The sequence below is a fragment of the Paenibacillus sp. QJM3NY_38 genome (assembly GCF_056173265.1).
Genome location: NZ_CM149665.1, coordinates 4,142,662 through 4,163,458, shown reverse-complemented (window position 1 = coordinate 4,163,458; position 20,797 = coordinate 4,142,662). Strand labels below are relative to the sequence as shown.

Below are 20,797 nucleotides of genomic sequence, written 5' to 3'. Positions count from 1 at the left end.
ATCATGACTTAACGAACAGAAATCACTCTGTTGTTCAAGAGCCATGCATTCGTTCTTTTTTTTGCCTCAAAGAGCGTGAAAATGATGCATTCCAAATTTGGATGGGCCGCGGTAAGATCACATTAGATTCTTTTAACTAATTTGACAGATTAGAACAGGAGGGGTTGTCTTGTACAAAGTGCTGTTAGTGGACGATGAAGCCGACGTAAGAGAGGGACTCGTGCAGGAAATCCAGTGGGGAGCCTGCGGATTCACGATCGAGGGGACGGCGGAGAACGGGAGAGAGGCTGTGGAGCTTGCGGAGCGATTGGAGCCGGATGTTGTCATTACCGATATCAGTATGCCGTTTCAGGATGGGCTCCAGTTGGCCTCATGGCTCAGAGAGTTTCAGCCGCTGTGCAAAATCGTGATCTTAACCGGATACGATGAATTTGATTATGCCCGTCAAGCGATTACGCTCAGCGTGGACGAGTATTTGCTTAAACCTTTCTCAGCCGAAAGCTTAATGGAGCTATTGAGGAAGATCAAGGACAAGATCGATTTGGAGGTTGCAGAGCGCGAGGATGTGCGCCAGTTGAAGGAGCATTACCGCACGAGCCTGCCATTGCTTCGGGAATCGTTTCTTGCGTCGCTGCTCACCCGGAAATTACCCCGCTCGATTGTTGAGGAGAAGATTCGAAATTACGAATTATCTTTGAACGGAGGTTGTTACCTTGCTGCGGTAATGGCCTTATATCCCGCTTCTGTTGATAAAGAGCAACCATCCTCAGCCTCCCTACGCCATTCTGGAGACTTGGATTTAATGCTGCACGCCATGCTGAACATCGCTAAGGAGCTTCTGGATCCCTTATTTCTTGTAAGCGTATTCATATATCAGGACAGTATTGTGCTGCTGATTGCGAATGATGAGAGAGAGGAAGAGTGGTTTAGCGAGCTGCAGGTGACACTTGACCGTTTATTAAAAAGCATTCTTCATTATTTGAAGCTGCCGGTTACGATTGGTGTGGGCTCACAGGTGGGGAATCTAACAGACCTTAAGCTTTCCTATCAGGGTGCGCTGCTGGCGCTCGACTACCGGTTGATTCTGGGTGCCGAGAAAGTCATTTTCATCGATGATGTCGAGCGTCCGAGACCGGAGGGGGTTCGTCTGGATGAATTAAAGGAGCAAGCGCTGATCCGCAGTCTAAAGCTCGGAACCGAAGAGGAATTGACCGAAGCCATTTCGCATATATTCGATGAACTCATTGGCGCCTCATGTACCATTCAGGACGTTCAGGTATACCTTCTGGAGGTTGTAACGGCCGTATTGCGATCCGCCAAAGAATCCGGGGTTGAGCTCGAGGCATTGTTCGGCGCAGGGTTTCAGCTGCATGCGGAGATTTTTAAGTTTTCCGGATTACACGAGGTGAAAGCCTGGCTGCAGGACATTAGTTTGACCATACGAAAGCATATTTCCAGCTCCAGGCAGCATGCGTACAAAGACATTGTGGAGAAGGCACTCCATTATACACGGGAGCATTACGTTGATTCGGAGTTATCTCTGCAGAAGCTGTGCATGCAGCTTCATATTAGTACAGGCTATTTTAGCGCTGTGTTTAAAAGAGAAGTCAAAATGACCTACGTGCAGTATTTGATGCAGCTTCGGATGGAAACGGCTAAGGAGCTTCTTCGATCATCGGATCTTAGAGCTTTCGAAATCGCGGAGCGTGTCGGATTTGCGGATCCGAATTATTTCAGCTTCTGCTTCAAGAAGTTGGTCGGCATCTCGCCCAAGGAATACCGGACACAAGCGAGGGGGTAGATCTGGTGAAAATCGCGTATGCCAAGCGGAACTCGATTAAACCAACCATTCAGCGATGGATTAGGCGATTTCGCGCACACAGCATTCAATCGATCATCATGTGGTCCTTCTCGGCATTTATTCTGCTGATCGTGATCGTGGTGGCCGTTCTGTTGTTCAATAAATTCTCGCGATCGGCGGAGCAAAGCGTGTTTCTGAATGCCCAGCAAATCGTGGATCAAGTAAGCTATAATCTCGAGGATTATGTGGACGGGATGGCACAGCTGTATCGGGCCATTGAGGAAAACATGCTCGCGGACGGGCAATGGGACGATGAGCAGGTTACTCAACAGCTGAACACCATCATGCGAAGCCGGGATGACATCGTCTCCATCGCGTTATTTAATGAACAGGGCGATATGCTGAGGAACCATCCGGCTATGCCGGTTAAGGCCAGCGCGCGGGTGACGGAACAAAGCTGGTTTCACTCGGCCATGAGAGTCTCCAACCATCTGAGCTTCTCACTGCCGCATGTGCAGAATTTGTACGACCATACATTTAAATGGGTTGTCACGATGAGCAAAGGAATTACGGTTGTTCATAATGGGGAGCCAACATATGTCATTCTGCTGGTAGATATCAACTTCAAGAAAATCGATGAGTTAAGCAGCCGTATTAGCTTGGGTAAGCGGGGGTATGCGTACATCATCGATGAAGGAGCGGGAAACATCGTGTATCATCCCCAGCAGCAACTAATTTACATGGGGCTTCGGAATGAGAGCGTAGAGCGGGCACTTACTTCCTCTGACAGCTACATTGATGAATCGGATGGGGTCAAGCGGCTGAATACGGTGAAATCAGTCGTTAATATAGGATGGAAAATCGTTGGGGTTTCCTATTTGGATGAAATCATGACCACAAGAGAAGAGGTCAATCGTTATCTGGTTCAGGTCGTGGCGATGGTTCTGGTGCTTGCCATCGCAGTTTCCCTGATTCTCTCGGCTATGCTGAGCCGCCCCATCCGCCGGATGGGCAGAACGATGAAGGCGGTGGAACGTGGCGATTTCAACGTGGAGCTCCCGATGCAGGGGCCACTGGAAGTGGTACAGCTGTCCAGCCGATTCAATCTGATGCTGGATAAGATCAGGCAGCTCATGAAACAGATTGTGAAAGAGCAGGAATCGAAGCGCAAATACGAGCTGGAAGCCTTGCAGGCTCAGATCAACCCGCATTTTTTATATAACACCTTGAATTCGGTTGTCCGCATGGTGGGCATGAGCAAGAAGGAGGAAGTCATTACGATGATCACTTCCTTGTCGAAGCTGTTTCGTTTGAGCTTGAGCAAAGGGAAGACCTCCATATGCGTCCGTGAGGAGCTGGAGCATGCAAGGCATTATTTGACCATCCAACAGATGAGATATAAACAGAAATTCGATTTTATGATCGAAGCGGATGAGGCAGCGCAGTCCTGCTACACGCTAAAGCTGGTGCTTCAGCCCTTAATCGAGAATGCCATCGTACATGGCATTGAATATATGGTGGATCAAGGACATATTCACATAACGGCTGCTATACAAGGCGATCTATTGGAGATGACGGTTAGGGACAATGGGGTCGGAATGTCTCCCGAGATGCTTGAAAAGATATTAGAGGTTGAAACGCTGCGACAACATCCGGCTCCATTTATCAATACGGCAGGCTCCGGCGTGGCCGTTCGAAATGTTCATGACCGGATCCAATTGTATTATGGGCACCGTTACGGTCTGGAATATGAGAGCGAGCTTGAAGAGGGCACTATCGTTCGCATACGGATACCGATTATTCACGAGCCAGGGGAGGAGCGGGAGCATGATTAGCATGCATCGTGTGTTATGGATAGCGGTTGTACAGATGGGCCGTCTTGTTCTACTCATTCTATCCTTGATCTTCTTAACATCGTGTTCATCAGGCGCGACCATAGATGAGAATGAGCCCAAACTCCGGCACATTGCACTCGTGGCACCCATACACGCCGAAGAGCAGGGGGATGCCATCCGATTAGGCGCCGAGGCGGCTGCCAAGGTATACGGAATGGTGCTTGATTATATCCCGCTGGAGCCTAGTGACGATGAAGCGGAGCAGCTGCAAGCTGCATTGAAGGTGCTGGAGAAAGGTTCCTCCGCGATTCTGATCGATCCGGCATCCGAAGCCGTACTGTTGAAATTAGGTGATCAGGCATCAGCAGCTGATGTCCCCATCATTGCTTTGAATGATGAGCGAATGACCACAGGTGTCCTGTCTGCCATCGCAATCCATAATGAGGCGGCCGGACGCAAGGCGGGTGAACAGCTGGCCGACTTACTTGGCGATCGGGGAGTTGTCGCCATACTTCGATCCGACAGGGAGGATCCCGACCTCATTGCCCGCGAAGAGGGAGCCAAAAGCGTATTGTCGGGAATTAGCGGGATTCAGATAGCGGACGGGGCAGCATGCGGCAAACGTGAAGATGCATGCTGGCAGGCGGCCAAGCAGCTGCTGGACCGGGAATCGGTTGACGGGATACTGGCACTCGATATTCAGGCCTCCTTGGGAGCGGCAAAAGAAGTCGCAAGACGGAACGTTCAGGGGAAGATCAAGATTGTCACCTTCGGAAGCGACCTGGAGCAGCTTCAACTTCTGCAGGATGGCATCCTTCATAAACTCATTGTGCAGAACGGGTTCAGCACGGGATATCTGGGAGTAGAACAGGCTGTGAAGGTATTGGATGGTTCGAAATATGATAAGCCGATTGTGCTTGAGACCAAGGTGATTGATGCGGACAACATGTTCTGGATGGATAATCAGAAGGTTCTGTTTCCATTTGTGAAGTAAAGAAATCGCGAAAATTAGAGGCAAAGTGATGAGAATTTTGCTAGAAAGCATGAGGATTTTGAATTCGAATGTCAGGAGCATTGCGGCATAATGGCGGTAGACAGTGAGATATGGCGCAGGAACGCCGTATCCGTCACTGAAAATTCGAATGAAACAGGGAGGTCAACCCAGGTGAAGAAAAAATGGCTGTTAATCCTTATAGCCGGCATGATGCTGACCACGGCGGCATGCAATAACGGCGGGAGCAGTTCAACCGGCAGCGAAAGCAAGCAAGATGAGGCGGCAGGCGGCAGCACACCTCAAGTCGGGGTGGCAATTTACAAGTTCGACGACACGTTCATGACAGGCGTTCGGAACGCGATGTCCAATGCAGCGAATGGCGTAGCCAAACTGGATATCGTGGATAGCCAAAATGCGCAGCCAACCCAAAATGAGAAAATCGATCTGTTCATTTCGAAGAAATACAGCGCTATGATCATCAACCCGGTGGATCGGACGGCCGCCGGCGTCATTATCGATAAGGCAAAAACTGCGAATACGCCAGTGGTATTCTTGAACCGGGAGCCGATCGCGGAAGACATGAACAAGTGGGATAATGTGTATTACGTAGGGGCAAAAGCGGAGGAATCCGGAACGATTTCGGGTCAGCTTATCGTCGATTATTGGAAGGCCAATCCCAAGGCGGACAAGAACGGGGATGGCAAGCTGCAGTATGTATTGCTGCAGGGTGAGCCGGGGCATCAGGATGCCGAGCTGAGGACCAAATTCTCCGTTCAGGCGATTCAAGATGCCGGGATCGAAGTCGAAGCGCTAGCGGTGGATACCGCCATGTGGGACCGCGTGAAGGGACAGGAGAAGATGCAAGCCTTCCTTGCATCCCATGGCGACAAGATTGAAGCGGTTCTGGCCAACAATGACGATATGGCGCTCGGTGCCATTGAAGCATTGAAAGCGGCGGGTTACTTCAGCGGCGACAAGTATATGCCGGTCGTGGGTGTAGATGCGACAGCTCCGGCCATTCAGGCGCTGGAAGACGGCACGCTTCTCGGCACTGTGCTTAATGACGCCAAGAGCCAGGGTAAAGCTTCCGTTGCGATTGCCGCAGCGCTATCCAAAGGAGAAACGCCGAACAAGGACAACACCGGATTTGATATTACCGACGGCAAATATGTATGGATCGCTTACAAAAAAATAACGAAGGACAATATCGCCGACGCGAAATAATAGCAGGGTTATGAGAAGGGACAGCAGCTATTCGTAGCGTTGTCCCTTTATATTGGGCTTTTTCACCCGGCCTGCGAAGGAGGCATTCAAGGTGGCGGAATCGTATGTGCTGGAGATGCGGAATATATCGAAGGCGTTTCCAGGCGTTCAGGCATTAAGCGACGTAACGTTCAAGGTAAGACCCGGAACCGTGCATGCGCTCATGGGCGAGAACGGGGCAGGTAAATCAACGCTGATGAAATGTTTATTCGGCATCTACAAGCCTGATGAAGGCGACATCTATTTAAACGGCAGCAAGGTAACCATCAACAGCTCCAGGGACGCATTGAATCACGGAATATCCATGATTCATCAGGAGCTTCATCCTGTGCCGCACCGCAACGTGATGGAGAATATATGGCTGGGAAGATTTCCGATGACGGGTTTCTGGCCTTTGAAATTCGTGAACGAGAAACAGATGGTAGAAGATACGCTCCGCCTGTTCCGCGAGCTCGATATCGATATTGATCCCAGGGCAAGAACAGGAGCGCTGTCTGTGTCCAAGATCCAATCGCTTGAGATTGTCAAAGCGGTGTCTTATCACTCCAAAGTGATTGTAATGGACGAACCGACCTCATCGCTCACCAGGAATGAAGTGGAGCATCTGTTCAGCATCATGAACAGGCTGCGTTCGCAAGGGGTGTCGATCGTCTACATTTCGCACAAAATGGAAGAAATCCTGCGCATATCCGATGACGTGACGATTATGCGCGATGGTAAATATGTGGGGACTTGGCAAGCCGGCGAGCTGACAACCGATTTGATTATCACCCGCATGGTGGGACGGGATTTGACGGAGCGCTATCCGGAACGGGCGAACGTTCCCGGCGAAACCCGGATGCAGGTCCACCAATTAAGCTCCACGAATCCGAAATCGTTTCAGAATGTATCCTTCGAGCTAAGACGGGGGGAGATATTGGGCATCGGAGGCCTTGTCGGCGCACAGCGAACGGAATTGGTTGAAGCAATATTCGGACTTCGTCCGGTGGCTTCCGGAACTATATCGATCAACGGGAAGCCGGTAAAGATCAAATCACCATCGGACGCCAAGAAAAATAACATGGCGCTGCTGACGGAAGAGCGCAGAGTTACCGGCATATTCCCGGTGCTCTCGGTCTATGAGAATACCGTCATTGCAAATCTTCGCAGGTATCAAAATTGGGCGTTTCTGTTAAATGAACGCAGAGGAATCCAGGATGCGCGTATGAACGTGGAGCAGCTTAGGACGAAAACGCCCTCGGTCCATACCCAGATACGGAATCTGTCGGGCGGGAACCAGCAGAAGGTGCTGCTGGCAAGATGGCTTCTGACCGAGCCTGAGATCCTTCTGCTGGATGAGCCGACCCGTGGCATTGATGTCGGCGCGAAGTTCGAGATTTATTCCATCATTACGCAGCTAGCCAAGCAAGGAAAGAGCATTATTATGATTTCCTCCGAAATGCCCGAGCTGCTCGGAATGTCCGACCGAATTATGGTGATGAGTGAAGGGCGGTTGACGGGAATTCTGGCAGGGCAGGAAGCAAGCGAAGAGGAAATCATGCGGCTTGCCGCACAGCAGCGGTCAGCCGATTCGGGAGGGGAAGTCGATGAATACGCAAACCATCGGTAAGGTTAAAGATTATTTGGCGCAGCGCGCTATATTCGTAGTATTAATATTGCTTGTTATCGGGATTGCCGTCGCAGATCCCAACTTTCTGGCCTTCTCCACGCTCCGGGATATTTTGCAGCAATCCTCCACCCGATTAATTATCGCGCTTGGCGCGGCGTTCATTCTGATCACCGGCGGGGTTGACCTCTCCGCAGGACGCGTTGTCGGATTAACGGCGGTCGTATCGGCTTCCATGCTGCAAACGGATGTATACGCAAATCGCTTCTTCCCGGACCTGCCTCAAGTATCGGTTGTATCGCCGATTCTTATCGGTATTGCAGCGGGACTTATCGTTGGGTTCATCAATGGTTTCATCGTAGCCAAACTGCATGTGCCGCCGTTCATAGCGACACTCGGTACGATGGTCGGCATATATGGCGTCAACTCCATCTATTTTGATATGGAACCGAACCAATCCCAGCCGATTGGCGGCTTAAGACCGGACTTTACCGTGTGGGGCAGCGGCTACATCGACTTCGGGGGTGGGTATTCTCTCCCTTACATCGTCATTATCGCCGTCTTCGTTGCACTTATCTGCTGGGTCATTTTCAACAAGACCCGTCTCGGCAAAAATATGTATGCGATCGGCGGCAACGTGCAAGCGGCACATGTATCGGGGATCAATGTAGCCCGTAATCTGATAGCGATCTACGCTATTTCCGGTGCGTTGTACGGCATCGCCGGCGTACTGGAGGCTGCCAGAACCGGGGGCGCGACGAATAACTACGGCAATATGTATGAACTGGATGCGATTGCCGCATGCGTGGTTGGAGGGGTATCCACTGCAGGAGGCATCGGCACGGTGCCGGGCGTGATGGCCGGGGTTCTTATCTTCGGCGTCATCAATTACGGATTAACCTTTATTGGTGTCAGCCCATACTGGCAATTGATCATTAAAGGGCTTATTATCGTAGCAGCGGTAGCATTTGACATTCGCAAATACATGGCAAAAAAATAAAAGGATAAGTAGCCGCTGGAATATATCCTGCGGCTTTTGTAATAGATTATAGAATTTATTAGTTTTCAGCGGAGCTGAACAATTCAATAACCGCAAGAAAAACATCCTATAAACGCGGTCTGTCTTCTGAGAAAGTACGTCGATAGACGTTTTCTTATAATCATCCACCACAGGAGGTGCTGTAATGGCCGTGAAAAGAACGACATTGAATGTAGCCGTGCTGGGCTGCGGTCCCATTTCGCAGTACGGACATTTCGAGGCTTGCCGGAGAGCGCGCAATGCTAGACTATACGCGATATGCGATGTCGCGGAGGATTTGCTGAACCGCATGGCCGAAATCCACCAGCCATTAAAAACCTACAATGATTATGACAAGATGCTGGCCGATCCCGAGGTGGAGGCTGTCATCATTGGCATCGCGGATCAATTTCATGTGGAAGCTGCCCTTAAAGCCATTGCAGCAGGCAAGCATGTCCTAGTGGAAAAGCCTCTGGGCGTCAGCGTCGAAGAGTGTGAGGAATTGCAGCAGAAGGCCGGGGCTACCGGATGTATTGTCCAAATCGGAAATATGAAGCGCTTTGACCCCGGCATCGCGTATGCCAAGCAGTTTATTGATCAAGAGATGGGTGAGATGCTGGCGCTGAAAGCATGGTACTGCGACTCAACCTACCGATATACGGTCACCGACAACGTGCAGCCGATGGTGCAGCTTAGTCCGAATGCTTTAAGGCCGGAAGGCAATCCGAAGCTGGATAAGCTGCGTTATTTCATGCTGACGCATGGCAGTCATCTGGTGGATACGGCTCGTTTTTTAGGCGGAGAGATGGAAAGCGTTACGGCGTGGAACACCCAGAAGTTCGGAGCGTACAATTGGTTTGTCACGGTGCAGTATGCCTCGGGCGCTATAGGACATCTGGATCTTACGGTTGCCGTTCGGATGGACTGGCACGAGGGCTTTCAGATCTACGGCGAACACGGAAGCGTTATTGGCAAGACCTATAATCCTTGGCTTTTTAAGTCCAGCGATGTAGAGGTCTTCTCGGCACGGGATGGTTGTTATCATCGACCGCTCGGGGAAGATGCCCATTTCTTCAAGCTGCAGGTTGAAGGCTTTGCGGATACGGTTTTGAATCAGGTTGCCATGAGAGGGGCCAATCTGGAGGATGGAGTTGCTGCTATGCGTGCCATGGCGGCGATTGCACGATCGGTGGAATGCGGGGATACGGTGAGGCTGGCTGACGTAACGGGAGGTGTATGAAGCATGAGACTGGGCATTTTCTCCAAGACGTTTGAGAGGCCGACACTGGAGGGGAATTTGAACGCAGTGAAAGCAACCGGACTGAGTGTAATTCAATTCAATCTTTCCTGCGGGGGTCTCCCATCACTGCCGCACGAGATCGATCTGGAAACCGCGGTGTATATAAGAGAAGAATGTGAGAAACGGCATCTACATATAGCCGCAGTATCCGGAACCTTCAATATGATTCACCCGGACCGTCAGAGATTGCGGGATGATATCCGACGATTTCGCCACTTGGCAGCCATGTGCCATTCGATGGGAACGTCGGTCATTACCCTGTGTACCGGCACAAGGGATAAGGACAATATGTGGAGGGCACATCCGGACAACAATTCACCGGAAGCATGGGATGACCTGCTTACGACCATGCGTGAATTAGTGAATATCGCAGTCGAGTACGAGCTGGAGCTGGCTGTCGAACCTGAGCCCGCCAATGTGATCAGCGATGCGGTCAAAGCCAGAAGGCTGCTGGATACGATGGATTCTCCCCGGTTAAAAATAGTTCTGGACGCAGCGAATTTGTTCCACCCCAACGAAGGGATGCCTTTAACAGAGGTAATTGAACAAGCGCTATCACTGCTCAGCGCACATGTCATTATTGCGCATGCCAAGGATTATTCGACCGTAGACGGACTCCATTATACTGCTGCAGGAACCGGTGAACTGGATTATAAGGCTTACATGAAATTGCTGCACACTTATCATTTCAAGGGTCCGCTGATTCTTCATGGCTTGCATGAACGTGAAGTGCCGCAAAGCATCTCTTATTTGAAGTCCCAAATCGAAGCGGCCAAGTTATGACGAGCTTCAGAGTTATAGACAACAGCTGCACCTATGAATGTCATGGGCTAGGGGTTTCTTTGTTCATCCTCATCGAATCTTCACAAGTTTCAGTTACAATGGAGCCTTATGTTAAAGTTGAATTGTACTGATGAAGGATTTCAATAAGGAGAAACCGGAATGAAGACCATATTAATCGTGGATGATGAACCGAATATTCGAGAAGTTCTTGTATCCTATCTGAACAAAGAACATTATCTGACGCTGGAAGCGGCCAACGGTGCCGAAGCGTTCGATTTCCTGCGAGAGCAATCCGTGGATCTTGTCATATTGGACCTCATGCTCCCGGATATGGATGGCGAGCGGATATGCGAGAAGATTCGAACGTTTAGCCCGGTACCCATTATCATGCTAACGGCTAAGGTGGCCCAGAACAGCCGGATTGGCGGGTTTGCCATCGGAGCCGATGATTATATCGTGAAGCCGTTCGACCCTCGGGAAGTTGTAGCAAGAGTCAAGGCCGTTCTGAGACGAGGAGATGACAGCAAGCTCCTGGCGGACGTAATTGTGTATCACCAAGGCGCGCTGGCCATTCATTCGATGAAACACGAAGTTACCTGCCATGGACAGGTTGTAAACTTGACGCCAAGCGAATACAAATTGCTGCTTCTGTTGGCCAAGTATCCCCAGCGCAACTTCTCGCGCGAAGAACTGGTTGATCGCGTGTTAGGTTATGACTTTATCGGCGACATCCGAATTATTGATCAGCATATCAAAAATCTGAGGCAAAAGATTGAATCCGACCCTAGGCAGCCTCAATATATCATTACCGTTTACGGATTCGGATACCGCTTTGGAGGTGATAGGGTTTGAAGCATCGGCTGGACCTGAGGCTTGCCGCTATCATCATCAGTATCACGGCAGGCATATTGATCATGTTTACCGTGATCAATATTGCGACCAACCATTATCATATCGCCATGTTCCAGCAGCAATCATCCGTGCATGATGGAATGGCTGAGCTGAATTATCATTTGGAGCAGGCGCAGATGCAATCCATCATATTGACATGTCTCCTATCGATTGCCATTGCTTCCGTGATCGGCATATACGTTGCGAAGAGAATATCGGCTCCCCTCGTCCAGATGAAACGAGCGGCTGAGATGATGACAAGGGGGAATTGGGACATCCGTGTGACAACCAAAGGGTACGATGAAATTGCGGGACTCGGTTCTTCGCTGAACGAGCTGGCTGTGCAGTTACAGAAGCAGGATCTGCTTCGCAGGAATATGACCCAAGATATCGCACATGAACTGCGAACGCCGTTAACCACATTAAAGAGTCACACCCGTGCACTAGAGGATGGCATATGGGAGCCGACGGCAGAACGGTTTCAAACGTGCTTGGAAGAGATTGATCGATTGATTCAGCTCGTCACGGAGCTCGAGGATTTGCACGATATGGAATCGCCGGAATTTCAACTATCCCGATCCAAGCAGGAGCTTGGTCACATCATGGAGAGGGCGATCACCTTGGCGGCAGCAATGTATCATGAAAAAAAGGTAGACCTGCAATATGTCAGCGGTTCGCCGATCCTAGCCGAGGTGGATGCCGACCGAATGCTTCAGGTGCTAATCAATATGTTAAGTAATGCCTTACACTACACGCCAGCTGGCGGAACGGTGCAAGCCGAGCTCGTGGACGAAGGGGCACATGCCCTGATTCGAATACAGGATTCAGGTCAGGGGATCTCTTCCTACGATCTGCCGTTTATATTCGAAAGGCTATACCGGGGCGATAAGTCGAGGAATCGTTTAAGCGGCGGAAGTGGAATGGGGCTGGCCATCGTCAAGCAGCTGGTTTCCGCTCATGGCGGTCAAGTGTGGGCCGAAAGCGGAGATGAGTTTACAGGCGGCAGCTGCTTTTATATTCGGATTCCGAAAAAGAATAAATAAACACGACCAAAAAACCGGATCAGAAGATCCGGTTTTTCCATCCCATTAACTTGGCAGCGGTCTCAACATAATAGTAATCTCCATAGATCAGCGAAACGTTTATATTTTGTCCGGCAGGCAGATGTCCCGTGGCTTCCTTCAGTATGCCTTCATAAGCGGGGTCATCCCATTCGGCGTAATGGGCCGTTAAGGAGTTGATGATACGCAAGGCACTTTCACGGTACAGAGCTCTTTCGGTTATAGGCACCAGGTCCGCGAGTTCAAGTAGACCGGAAGCGGCGCAGGATGCTGCTGACGTATCCCGGGGCTCGGTAGTCTTCGGGGATGCTTCCGTCTCTTCATGAGCGGATGGTTCCATCTCCTTGCGCTCCGCACGGAAATCCCAGCGGGGTATGGAATCCTCCTCAAGAGAAGCTATGAAGAAATGGGCCACCCGCTTGGCGGCTTCAAGGTACTGAATATCGCGGGTATAGCGATAGGTGTTAGCCATGCCATGCAATGCCCAGGCCGCTCCCCGGCTCCAAGCAGATTCCGGACCATAGCCTTGTCCTCCCAGCGCTTCGATAAATTCTCCCGTTAACGGATCAAATCGGCAGATGTGCCGAACGGAGCCGTCCGGTCTTATGAAAAACTCGGCAACCGTATTCGCTTGGGCTCTGGCGATATGAGCGAATCTCGGGTCACCACTCTCCTCGGAAGCCCAGAATAGGAGGGAGAGGTTCATGGTGGAGTCGATAATGGACCAGCCTTCATTCCCATGGTTCCATGAAGTGGGTTTCACCTGATTCCAAGCACGTATGAATTTCCCGACCGGGTTATACCTCCCTGCCAGCAGGGTAGCGGCCAACAATCCTCTCCGCCTGGCATCCGCATCGCCGGTCAGCTTATATTTGATGACGGCAGTCGGCAGAAATTGAAAGCCGACATCGTGATGGAAATTACTGTCCCCGATAAGCGCTTGTTCAAGCTGAACATCCCATTCCCAAGCCCACTCCTTATACTGCGGCTCCTTGGTCATCTCATACATGATCCAGAGCATTCCCGGCCAAAAACCGGAGGTCCACCAGTCGATCCGGGTGGAATCATAGATTCCGTTCTTTGTTGCATGAGGAACTTTGCCTTGAAGCTGTCCGGTCATTCGCGACAGTTTCTTTTCCAATTTCCCCCATAATAGCGAATAGGGCGATATCGTTTCCTGTTGTTGTCCGTTCATCGCTAACCTCCCAAAACTGATGTCATCGTGTGGCTCATTGTCGTAACTGCTTTTGATCCATTGTTCCATAGAATGCTGGAAAATTCTACATATACAGCTTAAGAACTATTGAAATAACAAGTCAAACTTAAAAAAACACAAGTCCTTCGAAGCACCTAAAAAAAACACAAGGGAACCGATCATCTTCCATTGCTGCCCGGCCCGCGAAACTTATAGGATAAGGATATTCATCACATCATCATTCCTAAGGAGGCGAAAGCCGTTGCCGCAAATTACGATTACAATGTATGAAGGACGCACGGATCAGCAGAAAGACGAAATCGTTGATGTTTTTACCAGGGAGTTGTCCCGGATCATTGATCGTGAGCCTGAATTTATCAGCATTCAGTTTGACGAAATTCCGATTGATGATAACGCACCGGCCAATTTGAGAAACAAGAGGTGATGACAGATGGCTGAGCCAAGCAAAGCGGCAGTTAGCCCGAATCTGGAGGGAAAGATCGATAAACGCAGAAGACTACTCGGCTTCATGTGGAAATACAGAGCGCTGTACTTCATTTCTCTGCCGGGACTGCTGTTCTTCGGATTATTCAAGTATGTTCCGTTAATGGGCTCCGTGATCGCATTTCAAAACTACAATCTGTTTGCAGGCGTGACCGGAAGTCCCTGGGTGGGCCTAGAGCACTTTCAACGAATGTTCCAGCACTATGATTTTTTGAAAATTCTGCGGAATACACTTCTGCTGGGTACATATGACATTCTGTTTGCTTTTACTGCCCCCATCGTTTTGGCTTTATTACTCAATGAGGTGCGCCAGGTCGTTTACAAGAAAATTGTCCAGACGATATTCTATGCGCCGCATTTTCTGTCATGGGTCATTGTAAGCGGTATCTTTGTGGGTATCCTGTCTCCATCGTCGGGGATCGTGAACGTAATGCTCGGCTGGTTCGGCATCGATCCGATTTATTTCCTTGGCGAAGATTCCTACATTCGAACGGTGTTGGTGGGCTCAGGACTATGGAGAGATGTCGGATGGGGGACCATCATTTATCTGGCGGCGCTCGCAGGCATTAATCCGGACCTCTACGAAGCCTCCGAAATCGATGGAGCGGGGAGATGGCGCCAGACGCTCAGCATTACCCTGCCGGCGCTGCTTCCCGTGATAACGATCCTGTTCCTGCTCAAAATCGGGGACTTCATGGATTATGGGTTTGAACGCGTATTCGTGTTTCAGAATCCGCTCAACATTCAGTCAAGCGAAATCTTGGACACGTACATATACAAAGCCGGCTTGCAGCAGCTTCAGTACAGTTATGCAACCGCCATCGGGGTGTTCAAATCGGTTGTCGGCTTGTTCCTGATTTCCATTGCAAACACCATCAGCAAGAAAGCGACCGGCGAGTCGCTGTATTAGAGGGGAGTGACAACCAACGTGAAATATGACAGTGCAGGCAGAAAACTGTTTCTTGTCGTGAACTATATCATCCTTACCTTTCTTGCACTCACCATGCTGCTCCCTTTTCTTAATGTCATTGCCCAGTCATTCAGCAGCCCGGGCGCTATCGATCGCGGAGAAGTGATGTTCTGGCCGGTGGAGTTTACCTTTGCCTACTACCAGCATGTGTTCAACGATATCTCCATCTGGAGGGCATTCGGGATCAGCGTCTACATTACGCTATTCGGAACCTTCATCAATCTGGCAGCAACCGCTTCGCTGGCGTATCCGCTCTCGAGGCCCGAATACGTGGGCAGAAAAACGATTATGATTATCATCCTGATGACCATGATTTTCACGGCACCGCTGATCCCGCAATTCATTCTGATGCGCGAGCTGAATCTCGTCAACACGCTATGGTCTTTGATGCTGCCATCGGCGATCAGCGCATTCAATCTGTTTGTGCTTCGAACCTTCTTCACCCAAATTCCGAGCGAACTGATCGATTCGTCCCGAATTGACGGGTGCAGCGAGGTCCGTACGCTATGGAGCATCGTGCTTCCGTTATCCAAACCGGCGCTGGCGACAGTAGGGATATTCTACTCCGTAACCAATTGGAACAAATACATGGACGCCCTCTACTATATCAATGATCGCGCCAAGTATCCGCTGCAGGTAAAATTAAGGGAGCTTCTGGTGAACGAGGGCCTGACCGATACGGGGAACCTTGCATTCGAGGCAAGTTCCCAGTCCGTACAAGGCATACAAATGGCGGTTATTCTGGTAGCCACAGTGCCCATCATTCTCTTGTATCCGTTTCTGCAGCGCTTCTTCATTCATGGGATGATGATTGGATCGATCAAAGAGTAATCCTAAAAAAACGACAAACCGAGCCAAAGACATTCCTTGTTCCCGCCCAGACGGCTCTCTATACTGATATTAAGTTTGAAAGCGCTATTATGAGCGACTATATTAGCTTGAAAAGAGGGGTATTCATGAGAAAAAGTTGGACACGTATGCTTACGTCAGGTCTCGTACTGGCCATGCTCGTTGGTTGTTCGGGCAATAATGGCGGAGGCGGGGGAGCCAATGCCGGCGGAGGTGACAGCAACGGGCAAGGCGGAAGTGAAGCAGGGCCAACGAAATTCTCCATTTCGATGCGGACGCTTAACGTATCCTACGTCGAGAAGAATCCGGATATCAACAAGGATAAGTACGTGCTGGAGCTAGAGAAAATGACGAACACGGACCTGGATATCCGCCTGATTCCGCATAACGAATATCAGGATAAAATGGTGCAAATGTTTGCGACAAATGACATTCCGGATGTGGTGCAGGGCACTGGCGGAATCAGCGGTCCCGAGCTGGCGGGTGCCGTGGAGAACGGAGTCTTTCTCCCGCTGAACGACCTCCTGCAGGAGCATGGGCAGGACCTGCTCAAGTTTATACCCGAGGAAGCCTGGAAGCGGATGACGGATTCCAAGACGGGTAATATCTACGGGATTCCCGAGATCTTGTCCAATCCGTCCAGACGCGCCACATGGATTCGGACCGACCTGCTGGAGAAAGTAGGCAAGAAGATCCCGACAACGGTGGAAGAGACGATGGATGTGCTGCGCGCTTTCAAAGAAGCCGGGGTGGAGCAGCCTTATGCCGGACGCCAGAATTTCAAATACGCGGATACCTTCTTCGGTGCCTATGACGTGCTGGGTTACCTGAACCAATTCAAGGTGTTCCCGGACGGCAAAGTAAAGCCAACCTTCTTCGATGAAGAAAATATGAAGCAAGCTATTCAGATCTATAAGACGATGCACGAGGAAGGATTGATCAGCAAGGAATTCGCGACGATTGAAAGCGCGGACTTCAAATCCATCGTCACGAGCGGCAAAGCCGGCATGTGGTCCATGAACGCGAATGAGCTTCCGATTTGGGGCACCCAGCTGAAGGAGAATGTCCCGGACGCGACAGTAGCGTTGATTCCTTCGCCGGTAGGGCCTGACGGCAAAGGGGGATATGCTCATTACAATCCGGTCACGCGCTCCTTCTTCATCAATGCGAAGGCGAAGGATAAAGCCGAGGATATCGTGAAGTTCTTCAATTGGATGGTCAGCGAAGATGCGGAATTGTTCTTCAGCTTCGGCATTGAAGGCGAGGATTACCAGGTAACCGACGGCAAGCCGGTCTTCGAGGTTCCGACGGACGCGGCAGGTGCGGATAAGATGCGTTATCTGAACTACTGGCTGTGGCTGGTGCAGGATACAACCTATAACAAACGCGTATCCGAGTTGTCCGATTCCGGCAAAGAGCTGATTGATGCTTTTGATAACATGCTTTCGAACGAGGGTCGCCGCGGCATTGAATTCGATCCGCGACTGGAGGCGATGGTGAAATATCCGGAGCTGAATCCGAAGTCGGATGAACTGCCGCCGCTGATTCTGGAGCATGTGCTCCGCATGGTATACGGCAGAGAGCCTATCGATAACTACAGCAAGGTGCTCGAGGAGTATCTGTCCAAAGGGGGCAGCGAGATTATTGAGGAGGCTACGAAACGATATAACGAGAAAGAAAACGCTTTCGAATAAGTGGAGCATGTTTTAGTATAGTGTTGAAGAATGACTCCTCTGCTTGCCTAAGCAGAGGAGTATCTTGCTAAAGCTAAACTACTCTCGCTGTCTTGAAAGGGGAATGGGTAATGTACCGCATTCTGGTCGTTGATGATGAACCTATGATAAGGATGGGCTTGGCGAAACTGATCACGCAGACGGACCCAGCCATGATTCAAGCGGCAACGGCCGGCAACGGCATGGAAGCATTGGAAGCCATTCAGACGGCACGACCGGACTTCATTTTTACGGATATCAAAATGCCCAAGATGGACGGCCTGGAGCTCAGCAAGCAGCTCTATGAAACATACGGCGATATCACGGTCGTTGTCATCTCCGGTTACGGTGATTTCGAATACGCCCAGAAATGCATGTCGTATGGAGTTAAGGAGTATCTGCTCAAGCCTGTGACCAAATCGGTGGTACATAACACCATGAATAAATTGATGGCGGATCGAAAGTCTATGCAAGAGAAGCAGCGGATTTATTTTCCACTCTCCAAGCTGGAGGACTGGCTGGAGCAGCTGGAACAGGCCGTATGGCTTTTACAAATGAACGATATCCAGCACAAGCTGCAAGAAATCGAGGATTACTGCAACGAACGCAGGCTTGAATCGATTCAGCTTCAGGAACTGCTGGATGAACTGTATGCGAAACTGATCAAGCAGTTAAACGGCCGGGATGTGTATTCGTTTGAACGTAGGACAGGCATCACGGGGTCTGCGCCCGGAGGGAACCATCACTATTTCGAGAGATTTCGCATGGCCGTGAATCAGACGGTGAAGCTCATACGCGACAAGCGGAAAGGAAATGCCAAAGAGCCTGTAGAAGAAGCGAAGGCTTATATCGAGCGCAACTTGTCCCGTGATCTCTCACTTGATGAGGTTGCCGATATGCTTGGGCTCAACCCGTCCTATTTCAGCCAGCTGTTTAAACAGATGACGGACGAGACCTTTGTTCACTACCGGATCAAGAAAAGAATGGAGAAAGCGAAAAAGCTCCTCGCCCTTCCGCATTATAAAATTACGGATATTTCGTTCGAAGTAGGGTACGCGGATCATCCCCATTTTACGAAGACCTTCAAGAAGGTCACCGGTTACACCCCTTCCGAATACCGGGAGCTGCTGGGGATCGAATGATGCGCAAGAGCCTGTCTCGTCAAATCTTCTTGTACTTCTTTATCGTTATATTGTTCTCGCTTTCTACGGTTGGCGTATTCTTCTATATCAAATCATCCGAAGCGATCGATGAACAGGTTGAGAAGTATATGACCACTGTTATCACAAACGCGGCAAGGCAAACGGATAACCAGCTGCAGATATTCGAGCGGATCAGCAATACGATTTTGCTGCAGGATTCGGTCAAACGCTTTATGGATATGGACCCAAGCGACAGCTATGAACATTACCGATTTACCAATCTTATCCGCAAGGATGTCTTTCAGAAGATCTTAATACAATATCCGACGCAGACTCACATGATGTATATACTCGGGTTTCATGGCAGAGCGATTTTTGATCAGAATCAGAGCTTCTCTGCTATGTCGATTGATCCGTCAGGCCGCCTTCGCGAACTCAGGGAGAAGACGCCGGAGAACGGGGAGATCGTCATATTGAAGACCAGCTTGCTGGAGAAGGATCGGGACAACGTCATCACGGTAGCGCGCAAAATCCGGGGAATGAATTCGTACGACGTGAAAGGCGTGCTGGCGGTTGAGTTCAATGAAGACCAGCTGTCGAGTTTATGGAACGGCGTTGATCTCGGGGAGCAGGGCTTCTTCTTCATCCTGGATCGCGAAGGCGAAGTTGTCTATGCCCCTGAGCACGTGGATATGGACGCGATTACTTCCACCGACCTGCCAGATCGGATTATCGCCAAAGGCGATCATCGATTCATAGAACCGGTGCTTGGCGACAAAACGATGATCATTTCGCGCCAGTCCGAGTATTCGGGCTGGAGCCTCGTCATTATGATGCCGCTGGATGAACTCCGGGCACCGATTTCGGGTATTCGGTCCACTACGATTATCGTAGGCTTCGTTACACTGATCATTGCGCTCATTCTGGCTTACAGATTCGGGAAATCAATTGTCAATCCGATCCGCAATCTGAAGAACGGGATGAGGCAGACGGAGAAGGGGAACTGGACGCATATCACCGACGTGAAACCGCGGGAGGACGAGATCGGGGGATTGATCCATAGCTACAATCTCATGGTCAGCCGTTTGTCCGATATGATCGAGCAGGTTTATGACACGGAGCTCCACAATCAGAAAACGCAGCTGGAGCTGCAGGACATCCAGCTGGAGCGCCAGCGGGCAGAGTTCCAGGCGCTCCAATTACAGATCAATCCGCATTTTCTGTACAACACCCTGGAAACGATCAATTGTTATGCGATCGTTCAGGAATCCGACGAGATATCGGACATGGTGGAGGCGATGGCTTTCATGCTTCGATACTCCATCCAGACGAACCTGGAGGAGATCACCATTGCCAACGAGCTCAATCATGTACGGCATTACATGATGATTTTGAAGCATCGCATCGGGCGCGATTTCGAGATCGAGGTGGCGACGCCGCCCGAGCTCCTGTTGGAGAAGATGGTCAGGCTCTCCTTGCAGCCGATTGTCGAGAATATTTTTCAGCATGCTTTTCCGGAAGGGATCGAAGTTTGGCATTACATTCGGATTGACACGAGAATAGAACAGGACAATTTGCTGGTTATTGTAGAGGACAACGGCGCAGGCATAGCGGACCATAAGCTTCTTAAACTGCGCAAGAGGCTCGAGGAAAACCGTCTGGTCGACGATGACGACGGAATGCATGTCCGGCGCAAGGGCGGAATCGGCATCGTCAATGTCCATCGGCGAATTCAGATGGTTTATGGCGAAGAGTACGGAATAACAGTTTATAGTTCGCCGGATCAAGGCACAAAAATCATCATGACAATGCCGCGAATGGAAAGAGTGCGTGAACAAGAGAGCAGACTGAAACAGCTGCAAACCTAATCAGG

At 50.3% G+C, this 20,797-nt stretch carries 17 protein-coding genes; 16 read left to right on the top strand and 1 reads right to left on the bottom strand.

The window, feature by feature from the left end:
• Positions 1-169: 169 nt before the first annotated feature.
• The 10 genes from AC0VZ8_RS19090 to AC0VZ8_RS19045 all read left to right on the top strand — a co-directional run bounded on the left by AC0VZ8_RS19090 (position 170) and on the right by AC0VZ8_RS19045 (position 12,534).
• The gene (locus AC0VZ8_RS19090; protein WP_475484071.1) at positions 170-1,801 is read left to right on the top strand and encodes a response regulator; all 1,632 of its coding nucleotides are present in this window, start codon (positions 170-172) and stop codon (positions 1,799-1,801) included.
• Positions 1,802-1,806: 5 nt separating this feature from the next.
• Complete coding sequence (locus tag AC0VZ8_RS19085; protein WP_475484070.1) at positions 1,807-3,636, top strand: cache domain-containing sensor histidine kinase; 1,830 nt, start codon at positions 1,807-1,809, stop codon at positions 3,634-3,636.
• Positions 3,629-4,630, top strand: coding sequence for a substrate-binding domain-containing protein (locus tag AC0VZ8_RS19080; RefSeq protein WP_475484069.1), 1,002 nt, complete (start codon positions 3,629-3,631; stop codon positions 4,628-4,630). The genes AC0VZ8_RS19085 and AC0VZ8_RS19080 overlap by 8 nt, the downstream gene beginning before the upstream one ends.
• 171 nt (positions 4,631-4,801) lie before the next feature.
• Complete coding sequence (locus AC0VZ8_RS19075) at positions 4,802-5,854, top strand: galactose ABC transporter substrate-binding protein (RefSeq protein ID WP_475484068.1); 1,053 nt, start codon at positions 4,802-4,804, stop codon at positions 5,852-5,854.
• Between the two features lie 115 nt (positions 5,855-5,969).
• Positions 5,970-7,502, top strand: a complete 1,533-nt coding sequence (locus AC0VZ8_RS19070) for a sugar ABC transporter ATP-binding protein (protein WP_475487717.1) — start codon at positions 5,970-5,972, stop codon at positions 7,500-7,502.
• Complete coding sequence (gene mglC / locus AC0VZ8_RS19065) at positions 7,480-8,499, top strand: galactose/methyl galactoside ABC transporter permease MglC (protein WP_475484067.1); 1,020 nt, start codon at positions 7,480-7,482, stop codon at positions 8,497-8,499. Before AC0VZ8_RS19070 ends, mglC begins: the two co-directional genes overlap by 23 nt.
• A gap of 184 nt (positions 8,500-8,683) precedes the next feature.
• Positions 8,684-9,757 (top strand): Gfo/Idh/MocA family protein, encoded by a 1,074-nt coding sequence (locus AC0VZ8_RS19060; protein WP_475484066.1) that lies wholly within the window; start codon positions 8,684-8,686, stop codon positions 9,755-9,757.
• Between the two features lie 3 nt (positions 9,758-9,760).
• On the top strand, positions 9,761-10,600 hold the full coding sequence (locus AC0VZ8_RS19055) for a sugar phosphate isomerase/epimerase family protein (RefSeq protein WP_475484065.1): 840 nt from the start codon (positions 9,761-9,763) through the stop codon (positions 10,598-10,600).
• A gap of 159 nt (positions 10,601-10,759) precedes the next feature.
• Positions 10,760-11,452, top strand: a complete 693-nt coding sequence (locus tag AC0VZ8_RS19050; RefSeq protein ID WP_475484064.1) for a response regulator transcription factor — start codon at positions 10,760-10,762, stop codon at positions 11,450-11,452.
• Positions 11,449-12,534, top strand: coding sequence for a sensor histidine kinase (locus tag AC0VZ8_RS19045; RefSeq protein WP_475484063.1), 1,086 nt, complete (start codon positions 11,449-11,451; stop codon positions 12,532-12,534). The genes AC0VZ8_RS19050 and AC0VZ8_RS19045 overlap by 4 nt, the downstream gene beginning before the upstream one ends.
• A 19-nt stretch (positions 12,535-12,553) precedes the next feature.
• On the opposite strand, the gene AC0VZ8_RS19040 is transcribed toward AC0VZ8_RS19045, so the two are convergent.
• Positions 12,554-13,747, bottom strand: coding sequence for a glycoside hydrolase family 88 protein (locus AC0VZ8_RS19040; protein WP_475484062.1), 1,194 nt, complete (start codon positions 13,745-13,747; stop codon positions 12,554-12,556).
• Positions 13,748-14,009: 262 nt separating this feature from the next.
• Here AC0VZ8_RS19040 and AC0VZ8_RS19035 point away from each other — a divergent pair, with 262 nt between their 5' ends.
• The 6 genes from AC0VZ8_RS19035 (at position 14,010) to AC0VZ8_RS19010 (ending at position 20,792) form a co-directional block, all read left to right on the top strand.
• Positions 14,010-14,192 carry a tautomerase family protein gene (locus tag AC0VZ8_RS19035; RefSeq protein ID WP_216532209.1) on the top strand — a complete coding sequence of 61 codons (183 nt, stop codon included), beginning with the start codon at positions 14,010-14,012 and terminating at the stop codon, positions 14,190-14,192.
• Positions 14,193-14,198: 6 nt separating this feature from the next.
• Positions 14,199-15,161, top strand: coding sequence for an ABC transporter permease (locus tag AC0VZ8_RS19030; protein WP_475484061.1), 963 nt, complete (start codon positions 14,199-14,201; stop codon positions 15,159-15,161).
• Between the two features lie 18 nt (positions 15,162-15,179).
• Positions 15,180-16,052, top strand: coding sequence for a carbohydrate ABC transporter permease (locus tag AC0VZ8_RS19025; RefSeq protein WP_098746103.1), 873 nt, complete (start codon positions 15,180-15,182; stop codon positions 16,050-16,052).
• A 125-nt stretch (positions 16,053-16,177) separates the two neighbouring features.
• Entirely contained in the window at positions 16,178-17,764 is a 1,587-nt protein-coding gene (locus tag AC0VZ8_RS19020; protein WP_475484060.1) for an extracellular solute-binding protein, read from the top strand.
• Positions 17,765-17,874: 110 nt separating this feature from the next.
• Positions 17,875-18,924 carry a response regulator transcription factor gene (locus AC0VZ8_RS19015; protein ID WP_475484059.1) on the top strand — a complete coding sequence of 350 codons (1,050 nt, stop codon included), beginning with the start codon at positions 17,875-17,877 and terminating at the stop codon, positions 18,922-18,924.
• Positions 18,921-20,792, top strand: a complete 1,872-nt coding sequence (locus tag AC0VZ8_RS19010) for a cache domain-containing sensor histidine kinase (protein WP_475484058.1) — start codon at positions 18,921-18,923, stop codon at positions 20,790-20,792. The genes AC0VZ8_RS19015 and AC0VZ8_RS19010 overlap by 4 nt, the downstream gene beginning before the upstream one ends.
• Positions 20,793-20,797 lie beyond the last annotated feature (5 nt).

Coding starts and splice junctions, on each gene's coding strand:
- AC0VZ8_RS19080 (WP_475484069.1), top strand. CDS start 3,629: ATGATTAGCATGCATCGTGTGTTATGGATAGCGGTTGTACAGATGGGC.
- AC0VZ8_RS19070 (WP_475487717.1), top strand. CDS start 5,970: ATGCGGAATATATCGAAGGCGTTTCCAGGCGTTCAGGCATTAAGCGAC.
- mglC (WP_475484067.1), top strand. CDS start 7,480: ATGAATACGCAAACCATCGGTAAGGTTAAAGATTATTTGGCGCAGCGC.
- AC0VZ8_RS19060 (WP_475484066.1), top strand. CDS start 8,684: ATGGCCGTGAAAAGAACGACATTGAATGTAGCCGTGCTGGGCTGCGGT.
- AC0VZ8_RS19055 (WP_475484065.1), top strand. CDS start 9,761: ATGAGACTGGGCATTTTCTCCAAGACGTTTGAGAGGCCGACACTGGAG.
- AC0VZ8_RS19050 (WP_475484064.1), top strand. CDS start 10,760: ATGAAGACCATATTAATCGTGGATGATGAACCGAATATTCGAGAAGTT.
- AC0VZ8_RS19040 (WP_475484062.1), bottom strand. CDS start 13,747: ATGAACGGACAACAACAGGAAACGATATCGCCCTATTCGCTATTATGG.
- AC0VZ8_RS19030 (WP_475484061.1), top strand. CDS start 14,199: ATGGCTGAGCCAAGCAAAGCGGCAGTTAGCCCGAATCTGGAGGGAAAG.
- AC0VZ8_RS19020 (WP_475484060.1), top strand. CDS start 16,178: ATGAGAAAAAGTTGGACACGTATGCTTACGTCAGGTCTCGTACTGGCC.
- AC0VZ8_RS19015 (WP_475484059.1), top strand. CDS start 17,875: ATGTACCGCATTCTGGTCGTTGATGATGAACCTATGATAAGGATGGGC.
- AC0VZ8_RS19010 (WP_475484058.1), top strand. CDS start 18,921: ATGATGCGCAAGAGCCTGTCTCGTCAAATCTTCTTGTACTTCTTTATC.